The sequence below is a fragment of the Aeromonas sp. FDAARGOS 1405 genome (assembly GCF_019048265.1).
Taxonomy (GTDB): domain Bacteria; phylum Pseudomonadota; class Gammaproteobacteria; order Enterobacterales; family Aeromonadaceae; genus Aeromonas; species Aeromonas veronii_A.
In genome coordinates this window covers 1,526,002-1,541,737 of record NZ_CP077311.1, presented here as the reverse complement: position 1 = coordinate 1,541,737, position 15,736 = coordinate 1,526,002, and the positions used below count along the sequence as shown (strand labels likewise).

At 60.8% G+C, this 15,736-nt stretch carries 15 protein-coding genes; 7 read left to right on the top strand and 8 right to left on the bottom strand.

Translation table 11 applies throughout. The features are described from left to right. The first annotated feature begins 100 nt into the window (after positions 1-100). The 5 genes from glnA (at position 101) to add (ending at position 5,913) form a co-directional block, all read left to right on the top strand. On the top strand, positions 101-1,510 hold the full coding sequence (gene glnA / locus I6L35_RS07240; RefSeq protein WP_005339672.1) for a glutamate--ammonia ligase: 1,410 nt from the start codon (positions 101-103) through the stop codon (positions 1,508-1,510). Between the two features lie 115 nt (positions 1,511-1,625). Then, positions 1,626-2,207, top strand: a complete 582-nt coding sequence (locus tag I6L35_RS07235) for a DUF4124 domain-containing protein (protein WP_100647086.1) — start codon at positions 1,626-1,628, stop codon at positions 2,205-2,207. A gap of 80 nt (positions 2,208-2,287) precedes the next feature. Further along, positions 2,288-3,343 (top strand): nitrogen regulation protein NR(II), encoded by a 1,056-nt coding sequence (gene glnL / locus I6L35_RS07230; RefSeq protein ID WP_005356202.1) that lies wholly within the window; start codon positions 2,288-2,290, stop codon positions 3,341-3,343. 9 nt (positions 3,344-3,352) lie between these two features. Next, complete coding sequence (gene glnG, locus I6L35_RS07225; protein ID WP_041209491.1) at positions 3,353-4,771, top strand: nitrogen regulation protein NR(I); 1,419 nt, start codon at positions 3,353-3,355, stop codon at positions 4,769-4,771. Between the two features lie 140 nt (positions 4,772-4,911). Further along, the gene (gene add / locus I6L35_RS07220; protein WP_216979895.1) at positions 4,912-5,913 is read left to right on the top strand and encodes an adenosine deaminase; all 1,002 of its coding nucleotides are present in this window, start codon (positions 4,912-4,914) and stop codon (positions 5,911-5,913) included. 151 nt (positions 5,914-6,064) lie between these two features. Here the strand turns inward: add and rmuC are convergent, their stop codons facing one another. Continuing rightward, positions 6,065-7,405, bottom strand: coding sequence for a DNA recombination protein RmuC (gene rmuC / locus I6L35_RS07215; RefSeq protein ID WP_216979894.1), 1,341 nt, complete (start codon positions 7,403-7,405; stop codon positions 6,065-6,067). Beyond that, positions 7,402-7,617 carry a hypothetical protein gene (locus I6L35_RS07210; protein WP_216979893.1) on the bottom strand — a complete coding sequence of 72 codons (216 nt, stop codon included), beginning with the start codon at positions 7,615-7,617 and terminating at the stop codon, positions 7,402-7,404. The genes rmuC and I6L35_RS07210 overlap by 4 nt, the downstream gene beginning before the upstream one ends. 140 nt (positions 7,618-7,757) lie before the next feature. On the opposite strand from I6L35_RS07210, the gene I6L35_RS07205 reads away from it, so the two are divergent. Next, positions 7,758-8,279, top strand: coding sequence for a ferredoxin-type protein NapF (locus I6L35_RS07205; protein WP_216979892.1), 522 nt, complete (start codon positions 7,758-7,760; stop codon positions 8,277-8,279). A gap of 58 nt (positions 8,280-8,337) precedes the next feature. Here the strand turns inward: I6L35_RS07205 and I6L35_RS07200 are convergent, their stop codons facing one another. From I6L35_RS07200 to I6L35_RS07175, 6 genes are all read right to left on the bottom strand, one after another. Beyond that, the gene (locus tag I6L35_RS07200) at positions 8,338-8,790 is read right to left on the bottom strand and encodes an Rrf2 family transcriptional regulator (protein ID WP_005341983.1); all 453 of its coding nucleotides are present in this window, start codon (positions 8,788-8,790) and stop codon (positions 8,338-8,340) included. A 331-nt stretch (positions 8,791-9,121) separates the two neighbouring features. Then, positions 9,122-9,961 carry a PfkB family carbohydrate kinase gene (locus I6L35_RS07195; RefSeq protein WP_216979891.1) on the bottom strand — a complete coding sequence of 280 codons (840 nt, stop codon included), beginning with the start codon at positions 9,959-9,961 and terminating at the stop codon, positions 9,122-9,124. A 106-nt stretch (positions 9,962-10,067) separates the two neighbouring features. After that, positions 10,068-11,039 carry a LysR substrate-binding domain-containing protein gene (locus I6L35_RS07190; RefSeq protein ID WP_033114758.1) on the bottom strand — a complete coding sequence of 324 codons (972 nt, stop codon included), beginning with the start codon at positions 11,037-11,039 and terminating at the stop codon, positions 10,068-10,070. A 155-nt stretch (positions 11,040-11,194) separates the two neighbouring features. Beyond that, positions 11,195-11,923 (bottom strand): glutamine amidotransferase, encoded by a 729-nt coding sequence (locus I6L35_RS07185; RefSeq protein ID WP_216979890.1) that lies wholly within the window; start codon positions 11,921-11,923, stop codon positions 11,195-11,197. An 83-nt stretch (positions 11,924-12,006) separates the two neighbouring features. Beyond that, on the bottom strand, positions 12,007-13,503 hold the full coding sequence (locus I6L35_RS07180) for a CoA-acylating methylmalonate-semialdehyde dehydrogenase (RefSeq protein WP_167566080.1): 1,497 nt from the start codon (positions 13,501-13,503) through the stop codon (positions 12,007-12,009). An 81-nt stretch (positions 13,504-13,584) separates the two neighbouring features. After that, positions 13,585-14,916 (bottom strand): aspartate aminotransferase family protein, encoded by a 1,332-nt coding sequence (locus I6L35_RS07175; protein WP_216979889.1) that lies wholly within the window; start codon positions 14,914-14,916, stop codon positions 13,585-13,587. Between the two features lie 186 nt (positions 14,917-15,102). Here I6L35_RS07175 and I6L35_RS07170 point away from each other — a divergent pair, with 186 nt between their 5' ends. Then, the gene (locus I6L35_RS07170; RefSeq protein WP_005339643.1) at positions 15,103-15,645 is read left to right on the top strand and encodes a cupin domain-containing protein; all 543 of its coding nucleotides are present in this window, start codon (positions 15,103-15,105) and stop codon (positions 15,643-15,645) included. Positions 15,646-15,736 lie beyond the last annotated feature (91 nt).

The following is a 15,736-nucleotide window of genomic DNA, read 5'->3' as shown; positions in this document are numbered from 1 at the left end:
TGCCCTGAAATCAAGCTGTCACAAACTTGGCACGATACTGGCTTATGTGAATACGACGACGCATTCACCCAGAGAGTTTTAACACCGGAGGTTACTTAGCATGTCAGCCCAGAACGTTTTGGCACTGATCCAGGAACACGAAGTCAAGTTTGTTGATCTGCGCTTTACCGACACCAAGGGTAAAGAGCAGCACGTATCCATCCCTGCTCACCAGGTTGATGAAGATTTCTTCGAAGACGGCAAGATGTTCGATGGCTCCTCCATCGGCGGCTGGAAGGGCATCAACGAATCCGACATGGTACTGATGCCGGACGCAGCCTCCGCCAAGCTGGACCCGTTCACCGAAGAGACCACCCTGAACATCGTTTGTGACGTGCTGGAGCCTGCCACCATGCAGGGCTACGACCGCGATCCGCGCTCCATCGCCAAGCGTGCAGAAGATTTCCTGAAGTCCAGCGGCATCGCTGACACCGTGCTGTTCGGGCCGGAGCCGGAATTCTTCATGTTCGACAACATCACCTTCTCCAACACCATGGGCCACAGCTTCGTGAAAATCGAATCTGAAGAAGCCGCATGGAACTCCGGCACTGCCTATGAGCATGGCAACAAGGGTCACCGTCCGTTCGTGAAAGGCGGTTACTTCCCGGTTGCGCCGGTCGACTCTTCCCAGGATATCCGCGCCGCCATGTGTCTGGTGCTGGAAGAGATGGGCCAGGTCGTTGAAGCTCACCACCACGAAGTGGCCACTGCCGGTCAGAACGAGATCGCTACCCGCTTCAATACTCTCACGCTGAAGGCGGACGAAGTACAGGTGCTGAAGTACGTGATCCACAACGTGGCTCACGCCTACAACAAGACTGTCACCTTCATGCCGAAACCCATGTTCGGTGACAACGGCTCCGGCATGCACTGCCACCAGTCTCTGGCCAAGAACGGCGTCAACCTGTTCGCTGGTGACCTGTACGGCGGTCTGTCCGAGATGGCGCTGCACTACATCGGCGGTATCATCAAGCACGCCAAGGCCATCAATGCCTTCGCCAACCCGACCACCAACTCTTACAAGCGTCTGGTTCCGGGTTATGAAGCACCGGTCATGCTGGCTTACTCTGCCCGCAACCGCTCTGCCTCCATCCGTATCCCGGTGGTACCGAGCCCGAAAGCCCGTCGTATCGAAGTGCGCTTCCCGGATCCGGCTGCCAACCCGTACCTGGCCTTCGCTGCCCAGCTGATGGCCGGTCTGGACGGTATCATCAACAAGATCCATCCGGGCGATGCCATGGACAAGAACTTGTATGACCTGCCGCCGGAAGAAGCCGCAGAAGTGCCGACCGTTGCCGGTTCTCTGGACGAAGCCCTGGCCGCTCTGGATGCTGACCGCGAGTTCCTGACCCGTGGCGGCGTGTTCAGCGATGACTTCATCAACTCCTATCTGGAACTGAAACAGCAGGATGTTGACCGTGTGCGCATGACTCCGCACCCGCTGGAGTTCGAACTGTACTACTCCGTCTAAATCGCAGCAGACAGCCCATTTAGATTGGGTCAGCTTGCCGAATCGTGACAAAACCCGCCAGATGGCGGGTTTTTTCTCTGATAGGATTAAGCAAAATACCGTCAAGGAGAGACGAATGAACAAGATACATGGCATAGGAGCAATTACCCTCCTGTTACTGACCTCCTTCAGTACTCATGCGGCCAAGGTCTACTCTTGGGTCGATGGCAATGGCATTACCCACTACACGGATGCCCCTCCTCCCGGCAAAAACGTAAAGGAGGTGGATCTGCGGGCTGCCCCCCTGCTGGGTAGCGCCCCCAGCTCGGTGCAGGTGGATAACTTCAACAGCCTGACTGGCGCAGACGCCAAGAAGGAGCAGGAGGCAGCCAAACTGGTGATCGAGCTGCTCTCCCCTGAACAGGGCAGCACCCTGCGCGACAACACTGGCAATATCGTCTTTCAGGGTCAAATCAGCCCCAAACCGCCAACCCAGTATGATGTGCGCCTGACTCTGGATGGCAAGGCAGCCCCCATCGTTAGCAACAGCCTCTCTATCCGGGTCGAAAATGTCGATCGCGGTGCCCACGAAGCTCAGCTAGAACTGCTCGCCAAAGACGGTACGATCCTTGCTAAATCCACTCCAGTCACCTTTTACCTGCATAGAGCGACCGTGACGCCGGCACCCAAACCCACCCCCAAAGCCAACCAGGGGTGATATAGCGCACCGATGCGGGTAAACTCCATGCACCATATGGGTGCATAATTGGTGTGTAGCACCGTTTTAGGGAGAAACCTGTGCCAACCCGCTCGGACAACGCCAAAACACTCTTGGATAATTTGCTGACCGCCGTGATCCTGATGGATGAGCGGCTCTGCATCCAGTTCGTCAACCCGGCGGCTGAACAGCTGCTCTCCCTCAGCGAACGCCGACTGATCGGCATCGAACTGCCCCATCTGCTGGAACATATCTCCCTCGACCTGCAAAGACTGAAACAGTGCCTCGTTTCAGGGCAAGGTTTCACCGACAGCGAAGTGACCCTGGTGGTGGAAGGAGAACCGCGACTGGTGGAGCTGAGCGCCACCCCGATGGCAGACCACGAACAGCGTCTGCTGGTCGTGGAGCTGCGCAAGATCGACCAGCAAAAGAAGATCAGTCAGGAGCAGCAGCAACATGCCCAGCAGCTGGCGGCCAAGGAGCTGGTGCGCGGGCTGGCCCACGAAATCAAGAATCCCCTCGGCGGCCTGCGCGGCGCGGCCCAGCTGCTGCAAAAAGAGCTGCCGGATCCGGCGCTTCGCGAATATACCGGCATCATCATCGAACAGGCCGATCGGCTGCGGGTACTGGTCGATCGGCTGCTCGGCCCCCAGCGCCCCGGCCGTCACCAGATGCACAATGTCCATTCGGTGCTGGAGCAGGTACGCCGACTGGTGGAGCTCGAACTCCCCCCCTCTGTTCGCATCGAGCGGGATTACGACCCCAGCATCCCCGAATTCGAGATGGAGCCGGATCAGCTACAGCAGGCGTTTCTCAACATAGTGCGCAACGCTGCCGAAGCGCTGGGCGATCAGACCGGGCTTATCCGCATCAAGACCCGCACCGCGTTCCAGATCACCATCCACGGTCAGCGCTACCGGCTAGCGGCGGAGATCAAGATCATCGACAACGGCCCCGGCATTCCCGATGCCATTCGCGATACCCTGTTCTATCCGATGATCACCGGCAAGGAGGGGGGAACCGGGCTCGGCCTCTCCATCGCCCAGAACCTGATCGACCAACACAAGGGGCGGATTGACTGCATCAGCTGGCCGGGCCACACCGAATTCACCATTTTTCTACCGCTTCGCAAGTAAGGGAACCCCATGACCGCCAAAGTGTGGATCGTCGATGACGACAGTTCTATCCGCTGGGTGCTGGAGCGCACTCTCGGCAGCGAAGGCTTCAACTGCGAGAGCTTTGCCGATGGCGAAGCCCTGCTGCACGCCCTTGAGCTGCGCTCGCCCGATGTGATCCTCTCCGATATCCGGATGCCCGGCATCGATGGTTTGAGCCTGCTGGAGCAGATCCACCGCCGTCAGGCCGATCTGCCCATCATCATCATGACCGCCCACTCGGATCTCGACAGCGCGGTCAACGCCTACCAGCGAGGCGCCTTCGAGTACCTGCCCAAACCATTCGACATAGACGAAGCGGTGACCCTGGTGCGCCGCGCCGAGAATCACCTCAAAGAGCAGCGCACCAAACGCAAGTCTCGTCAGCAAGAGGCCACCGCCACCCCGGAGATCATCGGCGAGGCACCGGCGATGCAGGAGGTGTTCCGCGCCATCGGCCGCCTGTCGCGCTCCAGCATCTCGGTGCTGATCAACGGCCAGAGCGGCACCGGCAAGGAGCTGGTCGCCCATGCGCTGCACAAGCACAGCCCGCGCGCCCACAAAAACTTCATCGCCCTCAACATGGCAGCCATCCCCAAAGATCTCATCGAATCCGAGCTGTTCGGTCACGAGAAGGGGGCCTTTACCGGAGCCAATAACATCCGCCACGGCCGCTTCGAGCAAGCCGACGGTGGTACCCTGTTTCTCGACGAGATCGGCGACATGCCGCTGGATGTGCAAACCCGGCTGCTGCGAGTATTGGCCGACGGCCAGTTCTACCGGGTCGGCGGCCACCAGCCAGTGCAGGTGGATGTACGGATCATTGCCGCCACCCACCAGAATCTGGAGAAGCGGGTCGCCGATGGCGAGTTTCGCGAGGATCTGTTTCATCGCCTCAACGTCATTCGCATCCACATCCCCGCTCTCAAGGAGCGCCGTGAGGATATTCCCCAGCTGGCCCGTCACTTCCTGCTGCGCGCCGCCAAGGAGCTGAACGTGGAGGCCAAGAGCCTGCATCCGGATACTCAGGCCTATATCAGCCGCCTGCCCTGGCCGGGTAACGTGCGCCAGCTGGAGAACGTCTGCCGCTGGCTCACCGTGATGGCCTCCGGGCAGGAGGTGCTGGTGAGCGATCTTCCCCCCGAGCTGCTTACCCCCATCACCCACAACGCCGAGCCGGGTCAACCGGCGTTGCCCGGTTGCTGGCAGCAGCAATTGCAGGAGTGGGTGGCCAGCAAGCTGGCGCTGGGAGAGACCGACATCCTGGCCGATGCCATGCCCCAGTTCGAACGGATCATGCTGGAGACAGCGCTGGAACATACCCACGGCCACAAGCAGGAGGCCGCCCGCCTGCTTGGCTGGGGTCGCAACACCCTGACCCGCAAGCTGAAGGAACTCGATCTCTCCTGAGTCCCGGGGAAAACGATTCCCATCACGCCCTGACAAATCACCACCCGCCAGAACCCCGTTTAACCGTAAACGGGGTATCTTTTTTGAAAGCCCCGCCTAGAATGGCAGGCTTTCAAACCCGACTCGAAGAAGGCGCCATCATGATTGACAGATCTCTCCCCCTGACCGACCTGCACCGCCATCTGGACGGCAACATCCGTCCGCAAACCATCCTCGAGCTGGGTCGCCAACACAATATTCAGCTGCCCGCCTTTGAGCTGGAGGCACTGCGCCCTCACGTACAGATCGTCGAGAACGAGCCAAGTCTGGTCGCCTTCCTGAAGAAGCTGGACTGGGGTGTGGCCGTGCTGGCCAACTATGACGCCTGCCGCCGGGTTGCCTACGAAAACGTGGAAGATCTGCTGCGCGCCGGTATCGACTATGCCGAGCTGCGCTTCAGCCCGGCCTATATGGCGATGGCCCACAAGCTGCACCCGCAGGGTGTGGTGGAAGCCATCATCGACGGTGTGGCCGCGGGCAGCCGTGACTTCGGCATCAAGGCCAACCTGATCGGCATCATGAGCCGCACCTTCGGCACCGAGCAGTGCAATCAGGAGCTGGCAGCCTGTCTGGCCCACCGCGACAAGCTGGTCGCCATCGATCTGGCCGGTGACGAGCTGGGCTTCCCGGGGGAACTCTTTGTCGACCACTTCCGTAAGGTGCGCGACGCAGGCATGCGCGTCACCGTACACGCCGGTGAGGCGGCTGGCCCCGAGAGCATGTGGCAGGCCATTCGCGAGCTGGGTGCCGAGCGTATCGGCCACGGTGTCAAAGCGATTCAGGATCCGGCCCTGATGGCCTATCTGGCCGAGCATCGCATCGGCATCGAATCCTGCCTCACCTCCAACGTCCAGACCACCACGGTGGCGAGCCTGACCGAACACCCGATCCGCCAGTTCTTGGCTGCCGGCGTGCTGGCTTGCCTCAACACCGACGACCCGGCGGTGGAAGGGATCGACCTGCCCCACGAATATGAAGTGGCCGCTCCGGCCGCGGGTATGACCGCCAGCGAAATCCGCACCGCCCAGCAGAACGGCCTGACCCTGGCCTTCCTGAGCGATAGCGAGAAAGCCGAACTGAGCGCCCGCGCAGCCAGCCGCTGATTAACACCGGCAGTGCAAATAACAACGGCCCACTTCGGTGGGCCGTTTGCTTTGCAGATTTCTGATGATGTGTCAGCACGAAGCGAGCTGGCAGATAACAAAAGGCCCAAACCGGGTTTGGGCCTTTTGCTGATAGCTGTAAGGGGAAAAACTACTCCCGATCCTTATCACGCTCCAGCGCCCGCTCAACCAACGGCTCGGGCAGGCTCTTGGTTACCTCCACCCCCAGCTCGCGGAAACGCTCGACCTGAGCGATCAGGTTGCCACGGCCGTTGACCAGCCGTCCCATCGCCTTGTCGTAGCTCTCCTGCGCCTTGTGCAGGCTGCCGCCCATCTGCTGCATCTCCTCGACAAACAGCCGCAACTTTTCGTAGAGGCGACCGGCCCGTTCGGCAATCTGGCGGGCATTCTGGTTCTGCCGCTCGTAGCGCCACAGGTTCTCGATGGTGCGCAGCGCCACCATGAGATTGGTGGGGCTCACCAGCAGGATGTTGTTGTCGAGACCATAACGCACCAGCGAAGGATCGGCCTCCATCGCACTGAGGAAGGCGGGCTCCACCGCCACGAACATCAGCACATAGTCGAGGGTACGCACACCGGGCAACTGCTGGTAATCCTTGCGACCCAGCTCGCGGATATGGTTGCGCACCGAGGCGACGTGCTCCTTGAGCGCCACCGCCTTCTCCAGTTCGTCCTCGGCGTTGTACCAGCGCTCGTAGGCAGTCAGCGACACCTTGGCGTCGATGATGATGTCTTTCTCTTGCGGCAGGTGGACGATCACGTCGGGTTGGTAGCGCTTGCCCTTCTCCACCTCGATATTGACCTGGGTGTGGTACTCATGGCCCTCGCGCAGGCCGCATTCGCTGAGGATCCGAGCCAGCACCACTTCCCCCCAGTTGCCCTGCTGCTTGCTGTCGCCCTTGAGGGCGCGGGTCAGCGCCGCCGCCTCTTCGGTCATGCGGGCATTGAGTTCGGCGAGGCGCTCCAGCTCGAACTTGAGACTGTGGCGCTGGGCCGTCTCCTGAGCATGGGTCTCCCCCACCTGACGGCGAAAGCCCTCGAGCTGCTCCTTGAGCGGAGTAAGCAGCAGATCGAGACTGTTTTGGTTCAATTCACGGAAGTTGCCGGAGTTTTGCTCGAAGATCCGGTTGGCGAGGTTCTCGAACTGCTGACTGAGGCGCTGCTCAGCCTCCTGTTGCAGTTGCAGCTTCTCCGCGGCAGCCAGCCGCTCGCTGCGCAGGGTAGCTTCTGCATCCTTGAGACGGGCGGTGAGCTTGATCAGCAGGGTCTGCTGCTGATCCAGCTTCTGCTGCCCCTGTTGCCGCTCATCCTGCAGTTCGTCAAAACGCTCCTGCAGTGCCTGATAACGCTCCTGTGCCAGCAGCAACTCCTGAGCCCGCGCCGTGGCTGCCCGCCGCCCGATCAGCCAGCCAAGTCCGAGAGCCAAAAGGACCGCGGGCAGCAGGATGATCCAGAGTCCGGGGTCGATCATTTGCGGCTCCGCTGACGCAGGAAGAGTTCGAGATAGCGGTTAACCAAGACCCAGAGCACCACATAGAGAAGGTAAGCGGCCAGCACCACCCACTTGTGGCTGTTGACCCCGGTATCGAGCTCGGCGAACTCGATGCCCTTGATGCGGCAGTAGCCCCACATCAGCAGGGGAAAGATATAGAGCAGGGACGCACGCCAGAGAAATAGCCACATATGTTTTCATTCAACCACGTAAAAAGACCCGCCTAGCTTACACAAGGGCAACAGCCCTTGCGATCCTGGCGGCCGCTATTCTCTGGCCTGCTTGCCGAAACTTCGATAAAATTAACCCCTAATAGGTATCAGGGGCGAGCATGACTCACTATTTCCTCCGTTGGCTGACACAAGGTTGGCAAGCTTCCCGCAAGCCCGCCGTGGTTTGCCATGAAGCGCGCCCGCCGTGGGCCATCGAGGAGTCCCAGTACCTCTCCCTCTGCAGCCGCTGCGGCGAGTGTTTCAAGGCCTGCCCGCGCGGTCTGCTCAAACCGGCCAGCCAGCCCGAATACGACGACACCCCGATCTCCGGTACGCCGGTGCTCGACCTCTCATGCGGTCAGTGCAGCTACTGCGGCAGCTGCGCCAGAGCCTGTCCCACCGGTGCACTCGACCTGCAACTGGGCCGTCAGGTGCAGACCCGGGTGCAGATTGAAGAGAGTTGTCAGGCCCGTCAGGGCTTCTACTGCCTGCTCTGTGAAGATGCCTGCCCCCAGCAGGCGATCAAGGCCACAGCCGATGGCATCAACGTCAATATGGATGCATGCAATGGCTGCGGCGCCTGTGGCCTCGCCTGCCTGCACGGCGCCATCACCCTGATCCGCCAGCCGGGTAGTCGCTGAAAAGAAAAGGGTCCATCTGGCACCCCTTTATTTTATATCTGTTCTTGTTTCCTGCCAGTCAGGCCATCGCCAGAATGGACTCCTGCTCAATGCCCAGCAGGTGACAGAGACGGGTCGGATCGCGCACCGCATCGGCCAGAGTGTACTCGCCCAGCACTTCGAGGAAGGCGTTCATGGCGCGGCGCAGAATGCCCTGAATGCGGCAACCGCCGGAGAGGCGGCAGTTCTCGCGTTTGCAGTCGACCGGACAGAGCACATGCTCCATGTCCATCACCACATCACGCAGGTTGATGGAGACCGCTGAACGACCGAGCCGGATACCACCGTGCTTGCCGCGTACCGTCTCGATATACCCCTTGATGCCAAGCTGGTGCACAATTTTGACCACATGGTTGCGAGAGATGCCAAAGGTATCGGCCACTTCGGTAATGGTCGACAGGCGATCTCCCGGTTGAACCGCCAGGAAGGTCAGGGTACGCAGGGCGTAGTCGGTAAATCGTGTCAGTTGCATGGTTGCACTTGCCTCTTACTACAAGCCAGGGATCAGGACGACAACATTGAGCTAAGAGGCAGGAGACAACCGGTTCGACCCTGTTCGCCAGGGGGGCCTGTCTCTTAATCTGAGTTGCGGTGTGACAGGTTAAGAGCAGCACAACCGGGTGTCGATGAAGATGCACATAAATCGACACTTTCTTTGATTGATCGCAAACTTGCCGGGTTAGCCCGGCGTTTACCCGCTTTATGGCGGGTAAATCACCCTAACCGAGCCTTTCGCCAAGCCCCTTCGATCTGCAGCTATATGGCCCGCGCTCCGCCCCTCAATCGGCTGGCAAAGAGGTTGCTCAATGAGGCTGTTTCAGCCAGTTTTTCAGCGCGACCGAGGGGATGGAACTCTCGGAGGCGACGGCAAATGCGCCCCAGTCCACCGCGCACTGCAACGCATCCTTGATGGCCATGCCCCGTGCCAGACCATGGATCAAGCCGCCAGCAAAAGCATCCCCTGCTCCCGTGGTATCGACCACCGAGACAGGCCGGGCGGCGACCCTGATCTGCTCGTCGCCATGGATGGCCACCGCCCCCGCCTTCCCTTCGGTCAACACAAGCCATTCAAGCTGCTCACCCGCCAACTGGCGGGCATGTTGCCAGGGGTCACTTACCTCGCCGAGATCGGAGCGGGAGGCCACCAGCACATGGCAGGGACGGCGCGCTTGGCCGCCCTTGGGATACTGGGCCAACACAAAGCTCTTGCCGAGCATCTGGCGCATATAACTGATGATGGCGGTGCCGGGATAGTTCACGTAGAGGCAGTCGATCCCCTCCTGTGGCAGATCACCGGGCAGATCGGGACGACGGGGACGGCGAAGTATGGTGCGCTCGCCGGTGGAGTCCACCAGGATCAGCAACTCGCCGGTCTCGCCGCCAAAGCGCTCCACATGGCTGCAATCCAGCCCGTAACCGGCCGCCTGCTCCAGCAGCCAGTCGCCGGTCTCGTCCAGCCCGATGCGTGAGGCAATGGTCACCTCGTGACCCGCCCACACCAGCCCGATGCCGGTATTGGCGGCACCACCTCCCAGCCTGCGTCCCTGATCCACGTATTGCAGCCGGGCCCCCGCCACCAGCGGTTCGGAGAGGGAGAGCACATGATCACAGTTGAGATTGGCAAGCAGCAGAATACGTGACATAGAGACCTCGGACGATGGAGATAGCCCAAAAGAGACAGGCTGAACCCCGAGTAGAGCCCAGCCTGACTGAAGAGACAACCGTAAGCGATCGGTAATCCGATCGGGATCAATAGATGGGCAGTTCCACCCCGGCCAGCAGCTCGTCGATGCGCGCCTGGGTCGGTTGTTGCATCACGCTCTGGATCACCTCCTTGGTGAGGTGAGGCGAGAAAGAGCTGATGAAGTCATACATGTAGTTTTGCAGCAGAATGCTCTTGCTGAAGCAGATTTGGGCCGGACAGGGCTTGAACAGGTGCTCCAGATTGATGGAGACCAGCCCGGGGCTGTCGGTGTCGTTGGCCACCAGCGAGGAGATGATGCCGATGCCAAAGCCCAGCTCCACATAGCGCTTGATCACTCCGGCATCCATTACCGTCATGTAGTAGCTCGGGGTCAGCCCCGCCGCCTGAAACACCTCATCCTGCACCTGCCGACCGGTGGCACCGCTCTCGTAACTGAGGATGGGGTAGTGGCAGAGCTGCTCCAGCGTCGGCTTCTTCACCTTGGCCAGAGGGTGATCCTGCGGCACCACCAGAGAGAGGGTCCAGAGGTAGGCGGGCAGCGCGATCAGCTCCTTGTCGAAGCCAATTTCGTGGGCAACGATGGAGAAATCGGAGTAACCCTTGCTGATCTGCTCCTTGCTCGCCGACATCACCGGATGGAGGTGGAACGAGATTTTGGGGTACTTCTTGGTGAAGTAGGTAACCGACTTGGGCAGCAGATAGCGGGCGATAGTGTGGGTAGTGTGAATGTTGAGGGTGCCCACGGTCGGATCCAGATACTCACGGGAGATCGCCTTTATCTTGCTCTCGATGTTGAGCATCGCCTCGGCACACTTGATGATCTCCTCGCCCACCGGGGTGATGCGGTGCAGATGCTTGCCACGGCGCTCGAAGATCCGCACTCCCAGCTCGCTCTCCAGCAGGCCGATCTGCTTGCTGACCCCGGGCTGGCTGGTATAGAGCGCATCGGACGCCACCGAGACGTTGAGGTTGTGGTCCCGGATCGCGATCAAGTACTTCAATTGCTGTAGTTTCAAGGCTTCACCCTCTCAAGCTGGTGCGGCGATCACGCCAGACAAACAGGCCGCCACAAAGGGCGGCCAGTGTATCATCCGATCCCGACATCGCAGCGCTTGATCCTTCATTTTGCTACAAAATCTAGCACCCGAAGGGGGTCGCTGACAAACCGGGCTCAGGCTGCGCCGGCCCGCAGCGGCAGGATCCCCAAAAACTGCAGCAACCACTGCATCATGGTGGTCGAATCCACCTCTCCCTCCAGCGAGGAGAGGCTGCTCTGGTAACGCTCGTCGGGTAACAGGCCACGGCGCCGCTCGATCAGCGCCCGGTTGTACTCCACCGAGAACTCCGGATGCCCCTGAATGGCGACGATGTGATCCCCCTGCAAAAACATAAAGTTGGGACAAAAATCGTTGCCCGCCAGTCGGGTCGCCCCCGGCGGCAGCAGGGCCACCTGATCCTGATGACTGGCCAGAATGCGGATCTGATCCCGCGCTGGCGCCATCCAGGGCTCATCTGCCAGCATGGGATGCACCGACACTCCCAGCCCCCATCCCTTGGTGGACTTCACCACCTCGCCACCCAGTGCCTGGGCGATCACCTGATGACCGAAGCAGACACCGGCCAGCTTGACGTCGGCATCGTGCGCCTGACGGATCCACGCCCGCAGTGCCTGAATCCAGGGGATATCGCTGTAAGCATCGTGGCGCGAACCTGTGATAAGCCAGGCATCGCACTCGTGCAGATCCTCCGGCAGCTCCCCATCGAGAGCCGACCAGACCCGAAATTCCAGTTCGGGGGCCAGGGCCGCAAAGCCCCTGATAAACATCTCGGAGTAAACGGGGCCAAAACGATCAGCCAGATCGGGATCGAGCCGGTCACAATCGAGAATTCCCAATCGCATCTGTTGTTCCTTTACAGAGTTCGCCCCCGCCAATCATCGACCGGCGGGGGCAAGAGGTTAGGCCATGAGCACGTGCCAGCACGTCACTTCATGGTCGGCATGGAGAACTCGGCACCACTGCGCAGGCTCTGGGGCCAGCGCGCCGTCACCGTCTTCATCCGGGTATAGAAGCGAACCCCGTCCGGCCCGTGCATGTTGAGCGGCCCGAAGATGGAGCGCTTCCAGCCGCCAAAGCTGTGAAACGCCATCGGCACCGGAATGGGAACGTTCACCCCTACCATACCGACCTGCACCCGCGCCGTGAAGTCCCGCGCGGTGTCGCCGTCGCAGGTAAAGATGGCGGTGCCATTGCCGTACTCATGTTCATTGATGAGTCGCAGCGCCGTCTCGTAGTCCGGCACCCGCACGATGGAAAGCACAGGGCCGAAGATCTCCTCGCGGTAGATGCGCATCTCGGGGGTCACCTCGTCAAACAGGCAGCCCCCGATAAAGTAACCCTCGTCGTGGCTCAGCGTGCGACCATCGACCCGCAGCGCGGCCCCTTCGGCCACCCCCTGATCCACGTAGCCACGCACCTTGGCCAGATGCTCCTTGCTGATGAGCGGCCCCATCTCGTTCTCCGGGCTCTGGCCCAGCCCCGGGCCCACCCGCAGTTTTTCCACCAGCGGTGTCAGCTTGGCCACCAGCGCATCGGCGGTCTCGTCACCCACCACCACGGCCACCGAAATGGCCATGCAGCGCTCGCCCGCTGCCCCATAAGCAGCCCCCATCAGGGCGGAGACCGCCTGATCGAGATCCGCATCCGGCATCACCACCATGTGGTTCTTGGCACCGCCCAGCGCCTGTACCCGCTTGCCGTGGGCCGAGGCGGTGGCATAGATGTACTGGGCAATGGGGGTGGAGCCGACAAACGACACGGCACCCACTCGCGGGTCGGTCAGCAGCACATCCACCACCTCCTTGTCACCGTTCACCACGTTGAGCACGCCATCCGGCAGACCGGCCTCCTTGAGCAGCTCGGCCATCCGCAACGAGAGGGAGGGATCCTTCTCGGAGGGCTTGAGAATGAAGGTGTTGCCGCAGGCGATAGCGACCGGGAACATCCAGAGCGGCACCATGGCCGGGAAGTTGAACGGGGTGATACCGGCGCAAACCCCCACCGGCTGCATCATGGAGTAGCTGTCTACCCCGCGACCGACGTTGAGGGAATGCTCCCCCTTGAGCAGATGGGGAATGCCGCAGGCAAACTCCACCACCTCCAGCCCGCGGGTCAACTCACCCTGCGCATCGGAGAAGACCTTGCCATGTTCGCGGCTGATGAGCTGGGCCAGCTCGTCTCTGTGCTGCTCCATCAACTCCTTGAAGCGGAAAAAGACCCGGGCCCGCACCAGCGGCGGGGTTTGCGACCAGTCGGCAAAGGCGCGCTCGGCGATGGCGATCGCCTCCTGACACTCGGCGGCGCTGGAAAGCCCCACACTCCCCTGCTGCTTGCCGCAGGCGGGATTGAAGATGGCACCCTGGCGCTCGCTGCGACTCTCCTGCGGCTGGCCGTTGATGAAGTTGCTGACCCTGTATGTCATGTATCCTCCGTGATAACTGATGTGGTAAATGCGCTGAGCAAACCAACGCAAGGCCCCGCCAGTGCGGGGCCATCAAATGGGTTAGGGTTGTGCCTGCAGGGCATCCTGCAGCAGGGTGAAGAGATCGTCGATCTGACTGCGCTCGATGATAAGGGGTGGCGACAGGGCGATGATGTCGCCGGTCACCCTGATCAGCGCCCCCTTCTCGAAGCAGCGCACGAACACCTCGTAGGCGCGTTTGCCCAGTGCATCCGGCATGGACTCCAGCTCGATACCCGCCACCAGCCCGTAGTTGCGTACATCCTTCACATGCTTGCAGCCCTTCAGCGAATGGGCCGCCTCCTCCCAGTAGCCCGCCAGATCGGCGGCACGGCTGAGCAGGTTCTCGTTGCGATAGATCTCGAGGGTCGCGAGCCCCGCAGCCGCAGCCACCGGATGGCCGGAGTAGGTGTAGCCGTGGAACAGCTCGATGGCCCCCTTGCCTGCCGCCATCATGTCGTCATAAATGTGCTTCTGCACCAGCACCGCCCCCATGGGGATGGCGCCGTTGGTGAGCCCCTTGGCGCAGGTGATCATGTCGGGAATGACATCGAACTCCTGCGCGGCGAAGGGGGAACCGAGGCGGCCGAAACCGGTGATCACCTCGTCAAAAATCAGCAGGATGCCATGCTTGGTACAGATCTCCCGCAGCCGCTTGAGGTAGCCTTTGGGGGGCATCAGCACGCCGGTACTGCCAGCGATGGGTTCGACGATCACCGCCGCGATATTGCTGGCATCGTGTAGAAAGACGATCTTCTCCAGCTCGTCGGCCAGCGCCACATCCTCCTCGGGCAGCCCTTTGGTGAAGGCGTTTTTGGCGATGTTGAGGGTATGGGGCAGATGATCCACCCCGGTCAGCAGGGAGCCGAACCACTTGCGGTTGCCGGGAATCCCCCCCACAGAGATGCCGCCAAAGCCGACCCCGTGATAGCCACGCTCGCGGCCAATCAGCCGGGTGCGGGTGCCCTGACCGCGAGCCCGCTGCCAGGCCAGCGCAATCTTGAGCGCGGTATCGACCGACTCGGAACCTGAGTTGGTATAGAAGACGTGGCCAAACCCCTTGGGGGCGATCTCCACCAGCCGGTTGGCCAGCTCAAACGGCAGGGGGTGGCCCATCTGGAAAGTGGGGGCAAAATCGAGGTGGGAAATCTGCTGGGAGACCGCCTCGGCAATCTCGCGCCGACCATGGCCCGCGTTGCAACACCAGAGTCCGGCTGTGCCATCCAGTATCTTGCGGCCATCCTCTGAGTGATAATACATCCCCTCTGCCGACTTCAGGATACGCGGCGCCGCCTTGAACTGCTGGTTGGCGGTGAACGGCATCCAGAAGGCGGACATGTCGGAGGGCGTATTGATGTCGCTGATCGGTTTCATGGTCACCTCATCCTTAAGGTGTTTAGCAACTGTCGGCCAATGCCTATTAAATTAAACACCTGAATCCATAAAAAAGGGCCCGTTATCGCCCTGTCTGGTGCCACCCCTAGCTAGACGCATCAGCAGGGTGGTATAAGATATTTAACACAATTTTAATAATAGTAAACAGTCAAGGAGTGTCTATAGATGGATATCGGTCACCGCCTCAAGGCGGTTCGCACCAAGGCAGCCCTCTCCCAGCGCGAGCTGGCCAAGCGCTCCGGTGTGACCAACGGATTTATCTCCCAGATCGAGAAAAATCAGGTGAGCCCCTCTGTCGCCTCCCTGCGCAAGGTGCTGGAAGGCATCCCCATGTCGCTGGCCAGCTTCTTCACTGAAGAGACCGAAATGGGCACCGAAGTGATCTTCCGCGCCGCCGATATGCCGGATCTCGGCACGCATCCCATCAGCTACCGGCTGGTCGGGCACAGCCGAGCCAACCGCGCCATCGGCATGTTGCAGGAGGTGCTGCCACCTGGCGCCGACACCGGCGACGACATGCTGAGCCACGAGGGTGAAGAGTGCGGCATCGTCATCAAGGGCGAGGTTGAAGTGACCGTGGGCGAGCAGATCTACCTGCTGGGCGCCGGGGATGGCTACTACTTCGACAGCCGCACCCCCCACCGCTTTCGCAATAGCGGCGAGCAGGAGTGCGTGCTGATTTCGGCCAACACCCCCGCCAGTTTCTGACATTCAGAGGCGCATCGGCAGGGGGGGCAATGTTTAATGAATTGTTACAAGGTGGATTTACAAGCGGCAGGATGTTTAGCATATTGATACG